We start from the raw sequence: 22,021 nt of genomic DNA, 5'->3' as shown, positions 1-22,021 counted from the left end.
AATAATTTGTTTAGGAGGATAAAATGGGTGGTGTAACTTTTGATTACATGGAAGAGTATTTAAGAGAGCTTATACCTGACCACCAAGGGATACTGAAAGATCTAGAAGAATATGCAGTAGAAAATGGAGTACCAATAATCCAAAAAGAAACAGGTAGATTTTTGGAGTTAATGGTGAGTATTACTAAACCTAAGCGTATATTAGAGCTAGGTACTGCTATTGGATATTCTTCTATTTTGATGAGTCTAGCGTCAGATAAAAATAGCCAAATTCTAACCATTGAAAGAGATGAAGATATGGTAAAGAGGGCTAATGAGAATATAGATAAATTGGGATTTCAAAATCATATAAACATATTACAGGGAGACTGTTTAGAAGTACTTGAAGCTATGGAAGGAAAATTTGATATGATATTTATGGATGCAGGAAAAGGACATTATAATCATTTTTTACCTCATTGCTTAAGGTTACTTCATGAAGACGGAATAATAATCGCTGATAATGTGCTTTTTAGAGGTATGGTTGCCTCTCAGGATTTAGTGAAAAGAAGAAAGATAACTATCGTGAAAAGGATGAGAACATACCTTCAAATGGTTTCTGAGGATAAAGATCTTATTACCTCTGTAATACCTATGGGGGATGGTATTGCTGTTACTAAAAGGAGGAAGGTGTAATGAAAAAACCTGAAATATTAGCCCCAGCAGGCAACCTTGAGAAACTTATTACCGCTATAGACTTTGGCGCTGATGCAGTTTATCTAGGTGGAAGCAAACTAAATCTTAGAGCATTTGCGGACAACTTTACTACAGAGGATATAAAAACTGGAGTTAAGTATGCTCATGATAGAGGAAGAAAGGTATATGTTACATTAAATGTTTTTCCTCATAATGCTGATATTGTAGGACTTGAAAATTATCTTAAAGAATTAGAAAGTTTAGAAGTGGATGCTATACTAGTATCGGATCCAGGAATTATGATGACAGCAAAAGAAGTAGCACCTAATTTGGAGATACATTTAAGTACTCAGGCTAATAATGTAAACTGGAAATCAGCTATATTTTGGCATAATATAGGTGTAAAAAGAATTGTTCTTGCAAGAGAGTTATCTTTAAATGAAATTAAAGAAATTAGAAGTAATCTTCCTGAAACTTGTGAGTTAGAAGCTTTTGTACATGGTTCCATGTGTATGTCTTACTCTGGAAGATGTCTTCTATCAAATTATATGACAGGGAGAGATGCTAATAGAGGTGCTTGTGCTCAGCCTTGTAGATATAAGTATTATCTTATGGAAGAAAAAAGACCAGGAGAATACTTCCAAGTTATAGAAGATGATAAGGGAAGCTACATAATGAATTCTAAGGATTTATGTATGATTGAGTACATACCAGAACTAGTTAATAGCGGAATATGCTCCTTAAAAATTGAAGGTAGAATGAAGAGCTCTTATTATGTGGCAGCAGTAGTTAAAGCATATAGGCAAGCTTTAGATTCTTATTTTGATGATCCTAAAAATTATAAGTTTAATCCTAAGTGGCTTGAAACATTAATGAAAGTAAGTCATAGACAATATCATACAGGATTTTACTTTGGGGAAACTAATAAGCAGATTTATGAAAGTTCTTCTTACATAAGAGATTACGATATAGTAGGTACAGTGATAGAATATGATGCTGTAAATCATATAGCCACTGTAGAACAAAGAAATAAAGTTCTACAAGGAGATTCAGTAGAGGTATTAAGACCAGAAGGAGAAGAGATCACTGTTATTTTAGATAATATGAAGGATGCAGCAGGTAACAGTATAGAATCAGCACCAAGAGCACAGATGATATTTAGATTTTCTACAGAGACCATATTAAAGCCAAAGGATATACTTATTAAAAGCAAGGAGGAGAAGTAATGAATAAGCCCATATTGATAGGTATAGCAGGAGGGACTGGTTCAGGAAAAAGTACCATAGCAAAAGAAATATATAGTAGATTTAATGAAGAATGTATTGCAATGGTTGAACAAGATTCTTACTATAAAGATCAAAGTGAAATTCCTTTTGAAGAAAGGGTTAAGATTAATTACGATCACCCTAAAGCTTTTGATACAGATTTACTTATCCAACATTTAAAGGCTTTATTAAATGGCGAAGCTGTAGAAAAGCCTATGTATGATTTTGAAGAGCATAATAGGAAAAAAGAAACTGTTACAGTTGAATCAAAAGATATAATAATATTAGAAGGAATACTAATATTAGAAGATCCACGAATTAGGGAATTATTAAATATAAAGCTTTATGTAGACACAGATGCAGATGTTAGAATAATAAGGAGAATATTGAGAGACATAAATGAGAGAGGAAGAAGTGTTGACTCAGTTATCAATCAATATTTAAACGTAGTTAGACCTATGCACCTACAATTTATAGAACCTACAAAAAGATATGCAGATATAATAATTCCAGAAGGTGGACATAATAAAGTGGCAATAGATATAATAGTAGCAAATATAAAACATATATTACAAGAATAGCAAATATTATAAAAAGTTTGAATATAACACCTCATTACTGTCAAGAATTTAAAGTAGTGAGGTGTTTTTATGCGGCATAAAATTTTTAAAAGAGTCAAAGTTGTAGGTATAAGTACAACATTAGTTTTTATTTTACTAATACTTAGGATAGTGCAGATTCAGTATTTTTATAGCGATAGGTTAGAAGTTATGGCTAACTCTCAGTACAGATATAAGGAAAACATAAACGAACTTAAATTTAGTGTTTTAGATTCAAAGAATCGCAATTTAATTGAATATAATAGAAAGTATATATTAGTTATTGATCCAGCTACTTTTAAGAGAAATAATAGCAGTACAGAAGTAAATAGAATTTATGCCTTTAATTATATATTAAAAAATTATAATAAAGATTACGATCTTGCAACTATATTAGAATCGCCTAATAGTGCTAGATTGTATATAAATTTAAATAAAGAAGCCTATGAGAAGTTAAAAGCTGTAAAAGGGATAAAAGGTACTTATCTTTACATGTATGATGAGGTTCAAAGAAGTAAAGCCTGGAAAATAGAGAATATGATAACAAACTTCAAGTATAACAAAAGTGATATAAAGCCAGAGAACTCTCTAGAAGGAGCTATATACCTAAAAACTAAAGATAACAACACCCCTTCTGTAATATTTGAAAAAGATGTAGATGGAAACATAAATGAAGGTATTTATGATATAGATGAAAGTAATATGAATATAAGATTAACCCTAGATAAGGAGATGCAAGATGCAGTTAGAGAAATCTTAAGTGCTGAAAAGTACAAAGGTTATGATCAAATAGGTGTAACCATAGTAGAAGCCAATACAGGTAAAATAAAGGTTATGGCTCAAAAGGATGAAAGTAAACCTAATATAAATTTAGCATCTACTACTGAAAATGGCTATGTACCAGGATCTATATTTAAGTTATTAGTGGAAGAGATAGCTATTGATAGAGGCTTATTTCTACCACAAAGTAAATTTACCTGTGAACTAGGTAAGTATTCAATATGTAAGAAGGCTCATGGAGAGTTAACTTTAGAAGAGGCGCTTATGATATCTTGTAATAATATCTTTGCGGAAGTTGGAAAGGAAATTGGTTGGCCAGTTATAGAAGAATATGCTAGAAAGCAAGGACTTTTTGAAAAGGTTCTTAATATTCACGGAAAGGGAGAAGTTACAGGAGATTTTGTATTACCTACAGCCTATGAAGATGGCCCTAGATTACTATCTATAGGACAGAATATGAGAATAACTCCACTTCAAGGGGCTAACATTATAAGTACCATAGTAAATGAAGGAGTTTATGTAAAGCCTACTATATTAGAGGGATATGTAGATAATTACAATAATATGCTAAGCAAAACTCCTTTAGACAAAACTCAAGTTATCAAAAAGAATACAGCTAAAATAATGAAAGAACAAATGATTAAGGTAGTTAGGGATGAAAAGGGAACAGGAAAAAGTGTATATATGGAAGGGGTAGAAACTGGTGGGAAAACCGGTACAACTACTAGGATGGAGCCTATAGTATCTGAGGAGAATAATAAAACTATAATGGAAAAACATTCTGATGGATGGTTTGCAGGATACTACAAATTTAAAGGGCAGTATTATTCTATGGTAGTATTTGTAAAAGATATAAATGAAGACAATCAATATGGAGGCTCTACTGCTGGTCCTATATTTAAAGAAATTGTAGAAACCTTATTAAAATAAAAATATAAAAATATGGCTTAGGGAGAAATCTCTAGGCCAGTTTTCTTGTTTTTAAGGAGATTATTCAATAGTACATAATTACTAATATTTTCAAAAAAACTAATCTTTTAAACCTAAAAAGCCTGCATTATTAAGATGTTTTATGGTATATGCTTTGTAACTTTTAGTAGGAACTTGTTTTTAGAATATATTTCTAATATACTTTCCGCCCAGAATAAAACAAGGTATTTGTTATGAAAATCTATAAACTAATAGTGTTTAAAAATATATATACAATTAGGAAACATTTTTATACATCCGCATAATATATTAATAAGCACTATTAGGAGGAGCATCTGTGTTGTTGATCAATTATCTATTAGATATGATTGGTGGAATTACGGTATTAACTGGATATGTAACTGGAGGGAATTCTTTTCCTAAACCTTTAGAAGAGAAAGAAGAGGAGTATTATATTAATAAATTAAAAGAAGGAGATGTTGAAGCTAAGAGCATTCTTGTAGAAAGAAATCTACGGCTTGTAGCTCATATTGTTAAAAAATACTCTTACCCAGGAAAGGATATGGATGATTTAATTTCTATCGGTACAGTTGGACTTATAAAAGCTATTGATTCTTTTGATAATACAAAGGGTACTAGACTTGCCACTTATGCGGCTAGATGTATAGAAAATGAAATACTTATGCTGATTAGGAATAATAAAAAAATTAAGGGAGAAGTATATCTTCAGGATCCAATAGGTATCGACAAAGAAGGAAATGAAATATCTTTAATGGATGTTTTAAGTAGCGAAGATGATTCTGTAGTAGAACTTGTAGAACAAAAAATACAGATAAAAAAATTATATAGCAAAATTAATACGGTGCTACAACATAGAGAAAAAATTATAATTGAAATGAGATATGGATTAATAGATGGTAAGTGCAAAACCCAAAGGGAGATAGCAAAACTTTTAGGTATTTCCAGATCTTATGTTTCAAGGATAGAAAAAAGGGCACTTAAAAAATTATTAAAGGAGTTAGATGGTAAAAATAAGATATGAAGGAAAATATATATGCTAAATTTCTTTTATTTAACAGTATGTAAAAGGAGTTTAGCATATTTTTGTAGAATTAATACATTTGGAGGTTGATTAAATTGAAGATATGTGGGCTTATAGGTAAAAATATTCAGTATTCATTATCACCTAAAATTCATAATCAGTATTATAAAGATAACAACATTAATTTAAACTATAAACTATTTGATATGGAAGAAGAGGAACTAATTCACTTTCTGAAAAATATAGATAAAAAAAGTTATGTAGGATTTAATGTAACAATACCATACAAGCAATCTATAATAGAATATTTAGATGAGGTAACCTATCCTGCAAGTTTAATAGGGGCAGTAAATACTATTTCTATTGAAGGGGAGAGATTGGTGGGTTATAATACTGACTATTTTGGATTTATCGACAGTTTAAAATGTTATGACATAAGAGTTCAGGATAAATCTGCATTAATATTAGGTAATGGAGGAGCGGCTAAGGCAGTATATTATGCATTAAAAGATTTAGGTGTTAGGAATATAGATGTGGCAGGAAGAAATGTGGCTAAAATAGATAAAGATTTTCTTCTTGCTGGAAACATACTTAATTTAAAAAGTATAAAAAGTTTATTTAAATATGATATTATAATCAACTGTACTCCACTAGGAAACATAAATAATCAGGTTTTGCCAATAAATTTGAAAAATTTTAGTGGGGATTTGGTAATTTATGATTTGAATTATTCTCCGAAAAAGACTAATATATTGATAGAAGCAGAAAAACTGGGGTTGAAAACAATAAATGGGGAATGTATGTTAGAACATCAAGCTTACAAATCAATAGATATTTGGTGTTCAAATTTAAAAAGGTAGGAGGAATAGCTTTGACAGACTTAAATAAGTTATTAGAAATTACAACGCAAAGGCAAGCTTCTGATCTTCATCTTACAGTGGGTATACCACCTACTATAAGAGCTAATGGGAGGTTGCAAGGTATTAAAGAGGATAAGTTATCACCTCAAGATACAGAAAAATATGCTAAAGAAATATTAGGAGATTTATATGAAACTTATCTTGAGAGAGGAGAACTCGATACCTCATATTCTGTGCCAGGACTTGGACGATTTAGAGTTAATGTTTTTAAACAAAGGGGAAGTAGCGCTATAGCTATAAGATTTATATCACTAAAGGTGCCTACATTAAATGAGCTTGGTCATCCTCCTGTGATAAAAGAACTTATAAGCAAACAAAGAGGATTAGTACTTGTCACAGGACCAACAGGTAGTGGTAAGAGTACAACTTTAGCTGCTATGATAAATGAAATAAATAATTCAAGAGAGGCTCATATAATTACATTAGAAGATCCAATAGAATATTTACATAAACATAATAAATCTATAATAAATCAAAGAGAAATAGGGAAAGATAGTATTAGTTATCAAAATGCTTTAAAGGCAATATTGAGAGAGGATCCAGATGTTATATTGGTAGGTGAAATGAGAGATCTTGAAACTATATCTGTTGCCATAACTGCAGCAGAAACAGGACATCTTGTTCTTTCCACATTACATACTATAGGTGCAGCTAAAACCATAGATAGAATTGTAGATGTTTTTCCGCCATATCAGCAACAACAAATTAAGATACAATTAGCAGCAGTACTTCAAGGTATAATATCTCAACAACTTATAGAACGGATGGATAAAAATGGAAGAGTTGCAGCTTTAGAGACAATGGTAGTGACTCCAGCTATACAAAATATGATAAGAGAAGGAAAGACTTATCAAATAGAATCTTCCGTTCAAACTGGAGGCAAATATGGTATGAAAACTATGGATATGGCATTATTAGAACTATATAAAAAAGGTATAATAACTAATGAGGCAGCTTTAACCTATTGTGTAGATAGAGAATTTATTACTAGAATGATGATGATTTAAAGGATAGATTAGTGTATATTAAAAAATAATGGGGAGGTTATCTCTCCATTTTTTCTTAATATAATTCGATTGAAATTTATTAAATTTTTACATATTAAATAAAAATATTAATTAAATATTAATTAAATATCATATTTGCATATAGTATTTAATTGATATTTGTGCTAAAATAACTTTGAACTAGGGGGGATATGAATGGAAGTTTTTAATTCATTTCTTCAAATTTTGTCAGCAACTTTTTCACAGGTAGTATTTTTAACATCTACGTATTATTTACTACTTTCGTTTTTTGGAATAGTGAGATTTAAAAAGAAAAAGCAATTTAAAGCAGAAAAGAGCTTTGCTTTAATTGTAGCTGCGCATAATGAAGAAGCTGTAATCCAAAATATTGTGCATAGTTTGAATATGTTGGATTATCCAAAAGAACTGTATGATATATTAGTAATTGCAGATAATTGTACTGATAGTACTGCAAGAAAAGCAAGGGATGCTGGAGCTAAGGTATTTGAAAGAAACATGAAGGACAAAAGAGGTAAGGGATATGCATTAGAATGGATGTTTGATAAGATATTTAAAATGGAAAAAAAATATGACTCAGTGGTAATCTTTGATGCAGATAATTTAGTTTCTAAAGATTTTCTTACGGAGATGAACAATAAACTATGTGAAGGTTATAGAGTTGTGCAAGGATATTTAGATGTGAAAAATCCGAATGATAACTGGGTAACGGGATGTAATTCTATAGCGTTTTGGACTTCAAATAGAATGTTTCAGCTCTCTAGAAATAATTTAGGGTTATCTAATCAACTTGGAGGTACGGGATTCTGTATAGACACAGAAATACTTCAAGATTTAGGGTGGGGAGTAACTTGCCTTACGGAGGATTTAGAGTTTACATGTAAATTGGTTAGTAATGGTTATAAGGTAGGATGGGCACATGATGCAATAATATATGATGAAAAGCCTCTTACTTTGATGCAATCTTGGGCTCAAAGAAAGAGATGGATGCAAGGTTTTGCTGATGTTTCTAGTAGGTATTTCTTTAAACTTATGAAAAAAGCAATAAAAGAATTTAACTTTGTAGCTTTTGATTGTGCACTTTATACAATTCAACCTGTAATTCTGGTATCTAGCGGAATTGCTATGTTAATAAACTTAAGTCATTCATTTATGTCTGCGCCTGAACTTATAACAAATGCTATGACTATGCTAAAAACAGCAAATTTTAATATGATTAAGTTAGGCAGTACGCTGTTATTGATGCTTCAATTTATATATACGCCTTTTCTTTTGGTTCTAGAAAAGAAGTTTAGTTTAAGGATGTTTTTATATTATCTTATTTATCCTCTATACTGTGCCACTTGGCTACCTATATCTATACAGGGGATACTAAATAAGAATAAAAAAGAATGGATCCATACACAGCATACTAGAAGCATAAAAATTCATGAACTTGAAAAGGCAAATTAATATACTTAAAATTTCAATTAAACTTTTAATATATTATAGCTGTATTTTATTAAATATGATATAATTAAATATTCCATAAAACATAAGAGAACTCAGGAATTCATATGAATTTAGAGTTCTCTTATGTTTTATGAAAGAAATTTACAATTATTTCAATGGAAATTTAATATTTTAACTAATTTTTTATATATATAAAAGGAAATTTTTAATATGCGTTGAATATATAAATGTATGATATAAACCTAAGAGGAAGGAGGTATTCAGGTAAAGATATGGAAGAAATTTATATTGTAGGAGTTGACATTGGTTCCTCAAAGGTTAGTGCTACTATAGGTAAGATAGAAAAACAGGGAAACCTTACGATATTAGACAGTGTAGCAAAGGAAAGCCAAGATATAAGAAATGGTGAAGTGATTGATATACACAATCTATCAGATGCATTAAAAAGTTGCATAAGCGAGCTGGAGAACCTAGTCAATCTTTCTATTGATGAGGTATATTTGGGGATTCCTGCTGGTATATGTCGAATTTTAGAAGGAAAAGGTGTTTTTACACTACCTAAAGAAAATATCAAGATAGAAGAAAAAGATGTGGAAAAGGCATTAGAGTTTTCAAAGAGTATATCTATACCTAATGATGAAGAAATAATTGATATAATCCCTTATAGATATAAAGTTGATGAGAATGAGGATATAGAAAATCCTATAGGTATGGTAGGAAGTAAATTAGAAGCAGATACAAAACTTGTTGTAGTTAAAAGATCTGTAATTTCATCAAGGATAAAAATTCTTGATAATATTGGCTTAAAAATAAAAGCTTTACTCATTCAGGCTGAATCTTCTAAAGACCTATATAATAGCTCCACTTATTCTACAGGAAATGTTTTGATAATTGATACTGGTGCAAATAACAGTGATGTGGCTTATTATGAAAAAGGAATTTTAACAGACACATTCCAGATTCCATTAGGTGGAAATATAATAACTAAGGATATTGCATTTTGTACTAATACTGATATTAATGACGCAGAGAACTTAAAGAAGAAAGATGGTAAATTAATTAAAGAACAGGAAGATGATAAGGAAATAAAAAATGGGCTAGAAAATAAGGATGTTGTAGAACAAATAGTTTCAGCTAGGGTAGAAGAGATATTGTCCTTTATTCATAAGGAAACTGAAGAAAGAGGATATAAGGATAAAATAGATAATATTGTATTGCTAGGTGGTGGCATAAGTTTATTTAAGGGAGCAAAAGAATTCACTCATAGAGTTATGAATAAATCAGTATACATATTACAGCCCTATGAAATTTTAAATAAACCTTTAACTATAAACTCATTAAGTATTGTTAAAAATGTGTATAATGAGTTAAAATTAGATTATAGGGTAGTAGAAAATGTTGAAGAGGATTTTGAATTTAAAAGTACAAGAAGAAATAGAAAAAAAAACAATAGTGATTTTAAGTCTAAAATAAAAAGGTTTTTTGATGAATTTTTCTAAAGAGGAGGAATTATTTTGTTAGATTTTGATTTGGATGTTCAACAGTTTGCACAAATAAAAGTAATTGGATGTGGTGGTGGAGGAAACAACGCTGTTAATAGAATGATAATAGAAGGACTTAAAAATGTTGAATTCATCGCTATTAATACAGATAAACAAGCATTAATGTTGTCCCATGCAACACAGAAAATACAAATAGGAGATAAATTAACCAAAGGATTAGGTGCTGGTGCCAATCCAGAGATTGGACAGAAGGCTGCGGAAGAAAGCAAAGAAGAGATATCTCAAGCAATAAAAGGAGCTGATATGGTATTTATAACTGCTGGTATGGGTGGCGGAACTGGAACAGGTGCTGCCCCTGTAGTTGCGGAAATTGCCAAATCTATGGGGATTCTAACCGTTGGTGTAGTAACTAAACCTTTCCCTTTTGAGGGAAGAAAAAGAATGCTACATGCAGAAATGGGTATAAACAATTTAAAAGAAAGCGTTGATACCTTAGTAACTATACCAAATGAAAAGTTACTTTCTATGGTAGATAAAAAGACTTCACTTATGGAAGCTTTTAAAAAGGCAGATGATGTTTTAAAACAAGGTGTTCAAGGTATATCAGATCTTATAACAATACCAGGACTTGTTAATTTGGACTTTGCGGATGTTAGAACAGTAATGTTAGATAAAGGACTAGCTCACATGGGGGTTGGTAAAGGAACAGGAGATACTAGAGCGCAGGATGCTGCAAAACAAGCTATATCTAGTCCTCTTTTAGAAACTTCTATAGTAGGTGCTACAGGAGTATTGTTAAATGTAACAGGTGGACCAGATCTTGGGCTTCTTGAAATTAATGAAGCGGCTGAGATAGTTCAACAAGCTGCAGATCCGGATGCAAACATAATATTTGGAGCAGTTATAGATGAAGATTTAAAGGATGAAATAAGAATCACTGTAATTGCAACAGGTTTTGAAGAAGAGAGGGGAGCTGGAAAAATAAAAAAAGAAAGCTCAAGTTTTGTGGCGGAAAGAATTGATAAAGATCCAATTCAAGAGGCTGCTGCTACCTCAAATAATTTTGAAGAAAATGAATTAGAAATACCAGCATTTTTAAGGAAACAAAGAAGATAGTTTAAAAGTTTATATTGTAATATATAAAAAGCTTTGATGTGATTAGCATCAAGGCTTTTTTTCATGAAGTTTTGACTATACAGGTGAAAGGTTTTTATTAGAGTTTTAAAGTATAAAATGTAAAAAAATAAATTAAAAAAATATACACAAACTATATAAAATGACAAAATTTTGAAACATATAATTATATAATAGTTTTGAAGGAGTGATATATATGGTGGTTTATTTAGATGTATTGATTATTGAGAATTTTATAGTTAATTTATTTTTAATATTTATAACCTCAGATACTTTGAGGGTAAAAGTTAAAGTAGTTAATGCTATAATTGCCGCTGTAGTTGCTACATCATATCTATTTGTAATGTTTGTTCCTAAATTAAGTGCTTTTAATTCAATATACATAAAGATACCTTTGGTTATAGTATTTATGGTAGTAAGTTTTGCAAGGCTGGATTTGGCCTTTATTTTAAAAGCATCCATAGTATACATTATTTACTCTATGATATTAAGTGGATTATGTTTTTTTATAGGAATAAATAATATTAATTTTATAGATAGTAAAAATCCTTTAGATAGTTTTTCTTATAAATATATTTTAATGGCAATAATGATACTTTATATTATATTAAACAGAACAATTGGTTTCATAAGAGATAGAGCTATAGTAGACAACTTGATATATAGCATTGAAGTAGTTCATGAAGGAAAAATAAAAGGATTTAAAGGATTTTTAGATACAGGAAATGAATTAAGAGAGCCAGTTACAAATTTACCAGTAATTATTGTTTATAAGGAAGCTTTAGGAAATATAAGTATAAGTGAAAAAGATAAGTACAGAATACCCTATAAGGTTGTAAATGGGTATAAAGGTAATCTAGAAGGCTTTAAACCGGAATCTGTACGGTTATTTTATAATAAAAATCAAAAGATATCCATTAAGCCAATAGAAGCTATTATATGCTTATGTGACAATCCTTTAAGTGAAGGAGGAGAATATGCTGCTTTACTATCAAGAGGGATATTATGAAGGGGGTTAACAAATTGAGGATTAGAATATGGATAAATAGGATAATATCAAAATTAGGATTATTTTTTAAAAAGATTTATTATATTGGAGGTAATGATGCACTTCCTCCCCCTTTATCTAAAGAAGAGGAAGAGGATTTAGTATTAAGGCTTATAAAGGGAGATGAAAGTGTAAGAAGTACATTAATTGAGAGAAATTTAAGGTTAGTAGTTTATATAGCAAGAAAATTTGAAAACACAGGAGTGTCTGTAGAAGACCTTATTTCTGTAGGTACCATTGGATTAATAAAGGCTGTAAATACCTTTAATCCTGATAAAAAAATTAAATTGGCTACCTATGGATCCCGCTGCATAGAGAATGAAATATTAATGTATTTAAGACGTAATAGCAAAATAAAAGCAGAAATATCTTTCTATGAGCCTTTAAACATAGATTGGGATGGAAATGAATTACTATTATCAGATATATTAGGTACAGAAAATGATATGGTTTACAATCTTATAGAGGATGAAGTTGATAGACAATTATTATTTTTAGCTATGGAAAAGCTTAATGAGAGAGAAAAAGAAATAGTAAAATTAAGATTTGGTTTATTTGGATCTAGAGAAAAGACTCAAAAGGAAGTAGCAGATATGCTTGGTATATCACAATCCTATATTTCTAGGCTAGAAAAAAGAATAATTAAAAGGTTAAAGAAAGAAATAAACAAAATGTTATAAGCTTGTCTTTAGTATAAAATCTGTTTCTTCAGGGGATAATTAAAATGCAATTACTCTGAAGGGACTGATTTTGTTATGATGATCAATAAAGTTGAAATTTGCGGAGTTAATACATCTAAATTGCCAGTACTTAAAGACAAAGAAATGAAAAAAATGTTACTAGAGATGAAAAATGGAGATACTAGGGCAAGAGAAGATTTTATTAAAGGAAACCTAAGATTGGTTTTGAGTGTTATTCAAAGATTTAATAATAGAGGTGAAAATGTAGATGATCTTTTTCAAGTGGGCTGTATAGGACTTATGAAAGCTATAGATAATTTCGATTTAAGCCAAAATGTTAAGTTTTCTACCTATGCTGTACCTATGATAATAGGAGAGATAAGGAGGTATTTAAGAGATAATAATTCTATAAGGGTTAGTAGGTCTTTAAGAGATATAGCATATAGGGCTCTGCTTGTTAGAGATAAGCTAGTAAATGAAAACAATAAAGAACCTACCATCTCTCAAATAGCAAAAGAACTTAATATACCAAGGGAAGATGTTGTTTTTGCTTTAGATGCTATACAAGATCCAGTGTCCTTATTTGAGCCCATATACCATGATGGTGGAGATGCAATTTATGTTATGGATCAAATAAAAGATAATAAAAATATTGATGATAGTTGGTTACAAAATATATCAATAAAAGAAGCTATGAAGAAATTAAATAGTAGAGAAAAACTTATACTAAACTTAAGATTTTTTGATGGAAGAACTCAAATGGAAGTAGCTGAGGAAATAGGAATATCTCAGGCTCAGGTATCTAGATTAGAAAAGACTGCATTAAAACATATGAGAAAATACATATAGATTTATAAGGCACAATATTCCTTTAATAAGGTGAATATTTGTGCCTTATATAAGATATTAATAAATAAAAGATAATTAAATAAATGGAGGGGTTTTAATGGAGTTGGACATGCATTCTATAAACAATATAAGGTCTATGGAAGTTATAGATATTAATACAGGGATTAAATTAGGATATATAAGAGACATAAAGATAGATTGTGAGAATTATAAGATACTTTCTGTATTAGTACCTATTCAAAAAAATTCTTGGTTTAGTAAAATGGATACTATAGAGATTCCTTGGGAGAAAATACTTAAGGTAGGAGTAGATGTGATATTAGTTGATAATGATAAGATAGAACAGGAAGAAGAGTCATAGAATGTAGAAATCTGCCTGAAAAATGTGTATAATTAATTTATAGTAATAATTTATATAGAAGGGCGGGAAGACTTTGAAGTGTCCGTACTGTGCTTATGAAGAAAGTAAGGTTGTAGATTCTAGATCTACAGATGATAGAATGGCAATTAGGAGAAGACGGGAATGTGTGTCTTGTGGGAAGAGATATACAACCTATGAGAAAATAGAAGATATTCCTATATTAGTAATAAAGAAAGATATTACAAGAGAATATTTTGATAAAGATAAGATAATAAATGGGTTAATAAAGGCTTGTCAAAAAAGACCTGTATCAAGAAGACAGATAGAGGATATAGCTAATGATATAGAAAAAGATTTAAGCAATAAAATGACAACAGAGATTAAATCAGAGCTAATAGGAGAAATGATAATGGATAGATTAAAAGAATTAGACGAGATATCCTATGTTAGATTTGCCTCTGTATATAGACAATTTAAGGATATAAATTCTTTTATGGAAGAGATAGAAAAAATAATGAGTAAATAGTAATTAGCCAAGCTCCTAGAGTTTGGCTAAAATATTATATTTTAATGTTAAATCTATGTTAAAAAGGTTAAATGTTAAGAAAGTTATAGAATTAAGGTTCATAGATGATAAAATAAAAGGAGAGATTTTGTGAACAGTGTTATTATAAATAAAAAATTTCAATTTATACACAAGAAAATAGGAAATGCTAAATTTTATTTTTCTACCGCCTACAATGGCATATCTTTTAAAAAGGATGAGGAAGAAGGATTACAAAATATATATGAATTAAAAAGACTTTTTGGATTAAAAGAAGTGGGGTTTTTAAATCAAACCCATAGTGATGTTATAATAAATTATAATAATGTAAATAATCAAGATGGAGATGCTCTTATTTGTAAAGAAAAAAAACTTGCCATAGGAGTTTTTACTGCAGATTGCGCCCCAATACTTATTTTTGATAAAGGAACTAATGGTTTTGCCGCGGTACATAGTGGATGGAGAGGTACAGTGGATCTGATTCTTCTTAAAACCTTAAATACTATGAAGAAGGTATATGGGTCTAAAGGAGAAGATATAGTAGCTTTAATAGGACCACATAATAAGGTTTGTTGTTATGAGGTAGGTGAAGAAGTTAGGAATGCATTTAAAGAAAAAGATTTTTATAAGGATAAAAAGATTTTTAACCAGAATAATTTAGATATTGAAAGATGCCTTAAATATCAATTAAGAGATTTTGGTGTGCTTGAAGAAAATATATTCACTGATAATTTATGTACATACTGTGAAAAGCCTTATAAGTTTCATTCCTATAGAAAACAGAAAAATAATTCAGGAAGATCATTCTCTTTCATATTTTGTGATTAACTGACTAATAGATTTATAATGTTATACAAATAAAATTATATGGAGGGTTGGCTGTGTCAGAGGAAAAAATATTAGTAGTAGATGACGAAGAGCATATAGTTGAATTATTGAAATTTAACTTAGAAAAGTCAGGATATAAGGTAGTTATAGCAATGGATGGAAATGCTGCTATAGAAATAGCAAAAAATGAATTACCTAAACTTATATTACTAGATCTTATGCTTCCTGGAAAGGATGGATATGATGTATGTAAGGAAATAAGAAAAGATAATATTACTGCACACATTCCTATTATAATGTTAACTGCTAAAGGGGAAGAACTAGACAAGATACTTGGGCTAGAATTAGGTGCAGATGACTATATAACAAAACCCTTTTCTGTTAGAGAATTAATCGCAAGAGTTAAAGCAGTTTTAAGAAGAATGAATGGTCAACCTATAGATATAAGTTATAATTTTGGCAATATTAATATAGATTTTCAAAAACATGAGATTTCAAAGAACTCTAAAAAAGTTGACCTTACCCTTAAAGAATTTGAACTATTAGAAATATTGATTAAAAACAAAGGAAAGGTTTTAACAAGAGAGGTACTTTTAGATAAAATATGGGGATATGAATACATCGGAGAAACAAGAACTGTTGATGTGCATATAAGGCATTTGAGACAGAAGATAGAAGATGATGATAAAAACCCAAGACACATAGAGACCATAAGAGGAATAGGATACAGATTCAATGAGGGGTACAAGGGAGATTAAATATGAAAAAAAAGATTATGTTCTTTGTGCTAGGAATAATAATTTTTAGTCTGGTTTTGGTAACTTCTCTTTTTATGGTTATATGGAATTATCAACATGTAGATCTTGTAAAACGGAACCTTGAAATGGATAATAGGCTTATAGAAAACAGTATAAAATTACAAGATAAACAAGAAAGAGTAAGAATATTAAATGAAAATTTTAAAACTTCTAGTGTTAGGCTAACATACATTGATTCTGATGGTGAGGTTATATTTGATACATTAAAAGATATAGACGCTATGGATAATCACAAGAACAGAGAAGAGTTTGTAGAAGCTAAAAACAGTGGAGAAGGTAGCAGTGTAAGATATAGTAGTACCTTGGGAAAGAACATGGTATATAACGCTATAAAGTTAGAAGATGATTCTATTTTAAGAGTAGCTATGGCTGTAGATACCTTGAAAGAGGTGCAAAGAGGTTACCTTAAATACTATGTTATTACTTTAATTTCAGTAATAACAATCTCTCTTTTATTATCTTCTAAATTTACTCATATAATAGTAAAACCCATAAAAGAGCTACAATTTTTAACCTCTCGAGTTGCAAAAGGTGAACTTGATAGAAGAGTAGAGATATTAACGGAAGACGAAATAGGACAGTTAGGTATAACCTTTAATGATATGGCAGACAGGCTTCAATTTACTATAAAAGAAGCTTTAGATAGACAAAATAAGCTAGAAGCTATACTTAAAAGTATGGATAGTGGAGTTATAGCTGTAGATGAAGCTTATAATATTATTATAATGAACCCCTATGCAAAAAAGATATTTGGAATAGATAAGGATATAATAGGACAAAATTTAATGGAACATATAAGAGATTTTGAATTTGAAAATGTATTTAAAGAGAGACAGGATGAATATAAGGAGATAAGGATACTTTGGCCTTCAGAAAAGGAATTAAGAATAAAAACAGGAAACATAATAAGTAATAATAAACTTATAGGAACTGTAGCTGTGGTTCAAGATATTACAGATCTTAAGAAATTAGAAAATATGAGAACCCAATTTGTAGCCAATGTGTCTCATGAACTTAAAACTCCATTAACTTCAATTAAAGGGTTTGCTGAAACTTTAAGATATGTAGATGATGATGAAAAGAAAGATAGATTTTTAAACATAATAAATGATGAGGCGGAGAGATTAACAAGACTTATTGAAGATATATTAGCTCTATCTGATATAGAACAACATAGAGATGAAAAGTTTGTTAAAATAGATGTAGAACAGAGGATTAATGATATTTACTATCTTATGAAAAATTCAGCATGTAATAAAGATATAGAGATTACATTAAATCTTGAAAAACATATAACTTTATATGGAAGTGAAGATAGATTTAAGCAGATGATGATAAATCTTATAGATAATTCCATAAAGTATTCAGATAAAGGTTCAAAAATTTTAGTAAGCTTAAAAAAAGAAAATAAAAATTGTGTAATAAAAGTAAGAGATACAGGCATGGGAATTCCTAAAGAGCATATACCTAGACTTTTTGAAAGGTTTTACAGAGTAGATAAAGCTCGTTCAAGGGCAAATGGTGGAACAGGCTTAGGATTAGCTATTGTTAAACATATAGTACTAGGCTTTGAAGGGAATATAGATGTTAAAAGTCAGGTATCAAGAGGAAGTGAATTTATAATTACTTTACCTATAAAAGAAGAACTCTAAATGAGTTCTTTTTTATTTCTAAAAAACAGTTTAAATATGGAAATAGAAAGATATTAAAGTCAACTTATATAAGAGTAAATTAGATGATCCTATATTTTTATATAATAAAATTTATAACATAATTATAAAGTGAAATCTGAAAGGCTCATAAAGTCATAACAATAAGTAAATAATGTCATAAAAAATATAAAAAAAGATAGTTTTCAGCATAGAACTATTAAATGAAGAGAATACTAAAATTAAAGAGATTTTCTTAAACCTTAACTTAACCTATGTTAATTTTAATTAACAGTGGAATAATACGCTATTAACTTTGAAGTATTAATATTAGTACTGTAATAATAAAAGGAACATATGGAATATGGAGGTATTGGAATGAATAAAAAAATATCAAAATTTATTACGGCTACTTTATTTACAACATTTATAGGTGTTACTTTAGCTGGTTGCACAAGCAAATCAGACAATAAAGCAAGTGAGAATAAAAATGAGAATAAAATAGAAGGAACTATAACAGCAACAGGCTCCACGGCGCTTCAGCCTTTAGCACAAGAAATTGCAAAAATGTTTAACTTAAAAAATCCAAATGCTGTGGTAAATGTACAAGGTGGCGGAAGTGGGACAGGTCTTAAGGATGTATCAGCTGGAAACGCTAATATAGGAAACTCAGATGTTTTTGCAGAGGAAAAACTGGAAGCGGATAAAGCTAAGGAACTTTTTGATAATAAAGTATGCGTAGTTGGATTTGCTACTGTAGTTAACTCTAGAATCAGTGTAGATAGTTTAACAAAGCAGCAACTAATAGGTATATTTACAGGAAAAATAACTAATTGGAAAGAAGTTGGGGGAGAGGATATAAAGATCACTCTTATAAGTAGACCAGACTCTTCAGGAACAAAGGCAACTTTCAAAAAATATGCCTTAGATGGAGCTAAAGAAGCCACAGGAGAAACTTTAAAAGAAGATTCAAGTGGAGCTGTAACAAAGGCGGTTAAAGAAACAGAAGGTGCTATATCTTATCTTGCTTCATCATATTTATCAAATGAAAAAAATAAAGAGGGAATTAAGGTTCTTAAATATGAAGGGGTAGAAATGAATAAAGAAAACATAACTACGGATAAATATAAAATATGGTCTTATGAACATATGTATACAAAAGGTGAACCTACAGGTGTAACAAAAGCATATATAGAATTTTTTAATACTGATGATGCTAAAAAGACAATGGAAAAGTTAGGATACTATCCTACTAGTGATATGAAGGTTACGAGAGATAAATAGATTAATATATCATTAAAAGGCTGGTTTCTTATAGGAAATAAGTAGCCAGTCTCTAATCCTTCTAATAAATATATTACTGAGGTTGTGATGATTATGAAAAGAAGTCTTAAAAGTAAGATAAAAAATGAATATTTAGGCAGAACCTATGCTACAATTTGTGGTTTGTTTATTATAGTTTTGACTATATCTATAATATACTTTATTATCTCAAATGGAATAAAACTATTTACTCAGAATAATCAATCCTTATTAGAGTTCTTATTTTCTAGTAAATGGGATCCAGAGGATAGTAAATATGGTGCATTGATATATATATTAGGGTCTTCAGCAGTATCTATAGGAGCAGTTATAATTAGCACACCACTAGGGATAGCCCTTGCGATATTTATGAATATGATATCACCTAAGCTAGGAGAAAAAATAATGCAACCAGCTATGGAGTTATTTGTTGGAATACCTTCAGTAGTTTATGGATGGATTGGAATAAGTGTACTGGTACCATTTATAAAATCACATTTTGGGGGTTTAGGATTTAGCCTTTTAGCAGGTATATTAGTATTAAGCGTAATGATTTTACCTACTATAACTAGTATAGCTTCCGATTCTATAAAAACTGTATCTAGGGATTATATAGAGGCTTCTTATGGGTTAGGTGCCACTAGGTGGCAGACTATAAAAGGTATTGTAGTTCCTTCAGCAAAAACAGGAATATCTACAGGAATAGTGTTAGGACTTGCAAGAGCTTTTGGAGAGGCTTTAGCTGTGCAAATGGTTATAGGAAATGCACTTAGATATCCTACAAACTTATTAAAACCTTCATCTACATTAACGGGAGCTATAACAATGGACATGGGAAATACCGTAATGGGAACGGAATGGAATAATGCATTATGGTCTATGGCATTATTGTTAATGATAATTTCATTTGTATTTATACTTATAATAAGATTAATAGGGAAAAGAGGTGAGATGCGCTAATGGAAAAAACTAAGGACAAAATAGCTACTATAATTTTATATATAATTTCAAGTTTTGTAATATTACTATTAGTAGGATTTATTTCGTATATATTAATAAAAGGCAAAAGTGCATTAACACCATCCTTCATATTTGGAGAACCTAAATTTACTGAAGCTGGTGGGGGTATAGGCCCTCAATTATTTAATTCCTTTTATCTGCTTATTGTAACTTTAATTTTTACAGTGCCACTAGGTATAGGTGCTGGAATATATCTTGCCGAATATGCTAAAGAAGGAAGAATGCTAGATGCAATAAGGCTTTCTATTGAAACTATGGCTTCACTTCCATCTATAGTAGTAGGGTTGTTTGGACTTATAGTTTTTGTGCAAATGGCAAAATGGGGATATTCACTAATAGCGGGAGCTCTTGCTATAACCATACTTAATCTTTCTTCAATGACAAGAGTATGTGAAAATGCTATAAAAGCAGCATCTAAAGGAGTTAAAGAGGCAAGTTTAGGGTTAGGAGCTACTAAATGGCAGACTATAAGAAGAGTTATACTACCAATCGCTATGCCACAAATTTTAACAGGAGTAATATTAGCGTCTGGAAGAATATTTGGAGAAGCTGCTGCTCTAATATATACAGCTGGGATGAGCGCTTATCCATTAAATTTTAGCAACATAAGTCTTATAGATAAGGCATCACCCTTTGCCTTAACCAGATCAGCTGAAACACTTGCTGTTTATATATGGAAGGTAAACTCAGAGGGAATGCTTCCAGATGCTTCTAGGGTAGCTAATGGGGCTTCAGCAGTATTAGTTTTAATGGTACTGATATTTAATTTTTCAGCAAGAATATTAGGTAAAAAGATATATGAATCTTATACTGGAAAGAGATAGGGGGACTATCATGAATATAATTGAAACAAAAGATCTTAATCTATTCTATGGCAATGCTCAAGCCTTAAAGAAGATAAATTTAGATATGGAAAAAAATACGGTTACAGCTCTTATTGGGCCTTCTGGTTGTGGTAAATCTACTTTTTTAAGAACTATTAATAGGATGAATGATTTAATTGATTCAGTAAAAATTGAAGGCCAGGTTTTATTTGAAAATAAAAACATATATGATGATTATGATGTGATTGAACTAAGAAAAAGAATAGGAATGGTGTTCCAAAAACCAAATCCTTTTGCTATGTCTATTTATGATAATATAGCATATGGTCCTCGAATTCATGGAATAAAAAATAAATCAAAGCTTGATGAAATAGTGGAAAAAAGCTTAAAAGGTTCAGTGCTTTGGGATGAAGTTAAAGATAGACTAAAAAAGAATGCATTAGGGTTATCTGGAGGACAGCAACAAAGACTTTGCATAGCTAGAACTTTAGCTGTAGAACCAGAGGTATTACTTATGGATGAACCTACATCTGCATTGGATCCTATCTCAACTTTAAAAATAGAAGAATTAATGGATACATTAAAAAAAGATTATACAGTTATTATAGTTACACATAATATGCAGCAGGCGGGGAGAATATCAGATAACACCGCATTTTTCCTTTCAGGAGAAGTCATAGAGTATGGCAAGACAGAGGATATATTCCACAGACCTAAGGATAAAAGAACAGAGGATTATATAACAGGTAGATTTGGTTAAATTTAAAATGAGGTG

The 22,021-nt window shown here is 30.1% G+C and carries 22 protein-coding genes; all 22 read left to right on the top strand.

Annotated elements, in window-relative coordinates; all coding sequences use genetic code 11:
- Positions 1 to 23: 23 nt before the first annotated feature.
- The 22 genes from KQI89_RS04060 (at position 24) to pstB (ending at position 22,006) form a co-directional block, all read left to right on the top strand.
- Positions 24 to 674, top strand: coding sequence for an O-methyltransferase (locus KQI89_RS04060; RefSeq protein WP_216456005.1), 651 nt, complete (start codon positions 24 to 26; stop codon positions 672 to 674).
- Complete coding sequence (locus KQI89_RS04055) at positions 674 to 1,900, top strand: peptidase U32 family protein (protein ID WP_216456003.1); 1,227 nt, start codon at positions 674 to 676, stop codon at positions 1,898 to 1,900. The genes KQI89_RS04060 and KQI89_RS04055 overlap by 1 nt, the downstream gene beginning before the upstream one ends.
- A complete protein-coding gene (gene udk / locus KQI89_RS04050) occupies positions 1,900 to 2,520 on the top strand; it encodes a uridine kinase (RefSeq protein ID WP_216456001.1) in 621 nt (206 codons plus the stop codon). Before KQI89_RS04055 ends, udk begins: the two co-directional genes overlap by 1 nt.
- Before the next feature lie 69 nt (positions 2,521 to 2,589).
- Positions 2,590 to 4,248, top strand: a complete 1,659-nt coding sequence (locus tag KQI89_RS04045) for a penicillin-binding transpeptidase domain-containing protein (protein ID WP_216456000.1) — start codon at positions 2,590 to 2,592, stop codon at positions 4,246 to 4,248.
- A gap of 337 nt (positions 4,249 to 4,585) precedes the next feature.
- Positions 4,586 to 5,290, top strand: coding sequence for an RNA polymerase sporulation sigma factor SigK (gene sigK / locus KQI89_RS04040; RefSeq protein WP_216455999.1), 705 nt, complete (start codon positions 4,586 to 4,588; stop codon positions 5,288 to 5,290).
- A gap of 95 nt (positions 5,291 to 5,385) precedes the next feature.
- Positions 5,386 to 6,150: a shikimate dehydrogenase gene (gene aroE, locus KQI89_RS04035; protein WP_216455998.1), complete on the top strand. Its 765-nt coding sequence runs from the start codon at positions 5,386 to 5,388 to the stop codon at positions 6,148 to 6,150.
- 11 nt (positions 6,151 to 6,161) lie between these two features.
- Entirely contained in the window at positions 6,162 to 7,217 is a 1,056-nt protein-coding gene (locus KQI89_RS04030) for a type IV pilus twitching motility protein PilT (RefSeq protein WP_032121835.1), read from the top strand.
- 195 nt (positions 7,218 to 7,412) lie between these two features.
- Positions 7,413 to 8,687, top strand: coding sequence for a glycosyltransferase family 2 protein (locus tag KQI89_RS04025; RefSeq protein WP_216455996.1), 1,275 nt, complete (start codon positions 7,413 to 7,415; stop codon positions 8,685 to 8,687).
- A 272-nt stretch (positions 8,688 to 8,959) separates the two neighbouring features.
- Positions 8,960 to 10,186: a cell division protein FtsA gene (ftsA, locus tag KQI89_RS04020; protein ID WP_216455995.1), complete on the top strand. Its 1,227-nt coding sequence runs from the start codon at positions 8,960 to 8,962 to the stop codon at positions 10,184 to 10,186.
- Between the two features lie 15 nt (positions 10,187 to 10,201).
- The gene (gene ftsZ, locus KQI89_RS04015) at positions 10,202 to 11,305 is read left to right on the top strand and encodes a cell division protein FtsZ (protein ID WP_032121832.1); all 1,104 of its coding nucleotides are present in this window, start codon (positions 10,202 to 10,204) and stop codon (positions 11,303 to 11,305) included.
- Positions 11,306 to 11,519: 214 nt separating this feature from the next.
- Positions 11,520 to 12,332 carry a sigma-E processing peptidase SpoIIGA gene (gene spoIIGA / locus KQI89_RS04010; protein WP_032121831.1) on the top strand — a complete coding sequence of 271 codons (813 nt, stop codon included), beginning with the start codon at positions 11,520 to 11,522 and terminating at the stop codon, positions 12,330 to 12,332.
- A 20-nt stretch (positions 12,333 to 12,352) separates the two neighbouring features.
- Positions 12,353 to 13,051 carry an RNA polymerase sporulation sigma factor SigE gene (gene sigE / locus KQI89_RS04005; RefSeq protein WP_425514074.1) on the top strand — a complete coding sequence of 233 codons (699 nt, stop codon included), beginning with the start codon at positions 12,353 to 12,355 and terminating at the stop codon, positions 13,049 to 13,051.
- 75 nt (positions 13,052 to 13,126) lie between these two features.
- A complete protein-coding gene (gene sigG / locus KQI89_RS04000) occupies positions 13,127 to 13,900 on the top strand; it encodes an RNA polymerase sporulation sigma factor SigG (protein WP_032121829.1) in 774 nt (257 codons plus the stop codon).
- Positions 13,901 to 13,997: 97 nt separating this feature from the next.
- Complete coding sequence (locus KQI89_RS03995) at positions 13,998 to 14,261, top strand: YlmC/YmxH family sporulation protein (RefSeq protein ID WP_032121828.1); 264 nt, start codon at positions 13,998 to 14,000, stop codon at positions 14,259 to 14,261.
- Between the two features lie 73 nt (positions 14,262 to 14,334).
- A complete protein-coding gene (gene nrdR / locus KQI89_RS03990) occupies positions 14,335 to 14,787 on the top strand; it encodes a transcriptional regulator NrdR (protein ID WP_032121827.1) in 453 nt (150 codons plus the stop codon).
- 129 nt (positions 14,788 to 14,916) lie between these two features.
- Positions 14,917 to 15,633, top strand: a complete 717-nt coding sequence (pgeF, locus tag KQI89_RS03985; protein ID WP_216455994.1) for a peptidoglycan editing factor PgeF — start codon at positions 14,917 to 14,919, stop codon at positions 15,631 to 15,633.
- Between the two features lie 53 nt (positions 15,634 to 15,686).
- Entirely contained in the window at positions 15,687 to 16,391 is a 705-nt protein-coding gene (locus tag KQI89_RS03980; RefSeq protein WP_032121825.1) for a winged helix-turn-helix domain-containing protein, read from the top strand.
- Positions 16,392 to 16,393: 2 nt separating this feature from the next.
- Positions 16,394 to 18,103, top strand: a complete 1,710-nt coding sequence (pnpS, locus tag KQI89_RS03975; protein ID WP_216455993.1) for a two-component system histidine kinase PnpS — start codon at positions 16,394 to 16,396, stop codon at positions 18,101 to 18,103.
- 375 nt (positions 18,104 to 18,478) lie between these two features.
- Entirely contained in the window at positions 18,479 to 19,384 is a 906-nt protein-coding gene (locus KQI89_RS03970; RefSeq protein WP_216455992.1) for a phosphate ABC transporter substrate-binding protein, read from the top strand.
- Positions 19,385 to 19,474: 90 nt separating this feature from the next.
- A complete protein-coding gene (pstC, locus tag KQI89_RS03965) occupies positions 19,475 to 20,362 on the top strand; it encodes a phosphate ABC transporter permease subunit PstC (RefSeq protein ID WP_216456658.1) in 888 nt (295 codons plus the stop codon).
- A complete protein-coding gene (gene pstA, locus KQI89_RS03960) occupies positions 20,362 to 21,246 on the top strand; it encodes a phosphate ABC transporter permease PstA (RefSeq protein WP_216455991.1) in 885 nt (294 codons plus the stop codon). Before pstC ends, pstA begins: the two co-directional genes overlap by 1 nt.
- A 10-nt stretch (positions 21,247 to 21,256) precedes the next feature.
- Positions 21,257 to 22,006 (top strand): phosphate ABC transporter ATP-binding protein PstB, encoded by a 750-nt coding sequence (gene pstB / locus KQI89_RS03955; protein ID WP_216455989.1) that lies wholly within the window; start codon positions 21,257 to 21,259, stop codon positions 22,004 to 22,006.
- The last annotated feature ends 15 nt before the right edge of the window (positions 22,007 to 22,021 follow it).

Source organism: Clostridium simiarum (assembly GCF_018919175.1).
Taxonomy (GTDB): domain Bacteria; phylum Bacillota; class Clostridia; order Clostridiales; family Clostridiaceae; genus Clostridium_L; species Clostridium_L simiarum.
The sequence above is the reverse complement of the archived record's forward strand: the minus strand, read 5'-3'. Positions and strand labels throughout refer to the sequence as shown.

Excerpts from the sequence above, each read along its gene's own strand:
- ftsA (WP_216455995.1), top strand. The coding sequence starts at position 8,960 with ATGGAAGAAATTTATATTGTAGGAGTTGACATTGGTTCCTCAAAGGTT.
- KQI89_RS04025 (WP_216455996.1), top strand. The coding sequence starts at position 7,413 with ATGGAAGTTTTTAATTCATTTCTTCAAATTTTGTCAGCAACTTTTTCA.
- pstA (WP_216455991.1), top strand. The coding sequence starts at position 20,362 with ATGGAAAAAACTAAGGACAAAATAGCTACTATAATTTTATATATAATT.
- KQI89_RS04055 (WP_216456003.1), top strand. The coding sequence starts at position 674 with ATGAAAAAACCTGAAATATTAGCCCCAGCAGGCAACCTTGAGAAACTT.
- pnpS (WP_216455993.1), top strand. The coding sequence starts at position 16,394 with ATGAAAAAAAAGATTATGTTCTTTGTGCTAGGAATAATAATTTTTAGT.
- sigG (WP_032121829.1), top strand. The coding sequence starts at position 13,127 with ATGATGATCAATAAAGTTGAAATTTGCGGAGTTAATACATCTAAATTG.
- udk (WP_216456001.1), top strand. The coding sequence starts at position 1,900 with ATGAATAAGCCCATATTGATAGGTATAGCAGGAGGGACTGGTTCAGGA.
- spoIIGA (WP_032121831.1), top strand. The coding sequence starts at position 11,520 with ATGGTGGTTTATTTAGATGTATTGATTATTGAGAATTTTATAGTTAAT.
- KQI89_RS04045 (WP_216456000.1), top strand. The coding sequence starts at position 2,590 with ATGCGGCATAAAATTTTTAAAAGAGTCAAAGTTGTAGGTATAAGTACA.
- KQI89_RS03970 (WP_216455992.1), top strand. The coding sequence starts at position 18,479 with ATGAATAAAAAAATATCAAAATTTATTACGGCTACTTTATTTACAACA.
- pstB (WP_216455989.1), top strand. The coding sequence starts at position 21,257 with ATGAATATAATTGAAACAAAAGATCTTAATCTATTCTATGGCAATGCT.
- KQI89_RS04060 (WP_216456005.1), top strand. The coding sequence starts at position 24 with ATGGGTGGTGTAACTTTTGATTACATGGAAGAGTATTTAAGAGAGCTT.
- KQI89_RS03995 (WP_032121828.1), top strand. The coding sequence starts at position 13,998 with ATGGAGTTGGACATGCATTCTATAAACAATATAAGGTCTATGGAAGTT.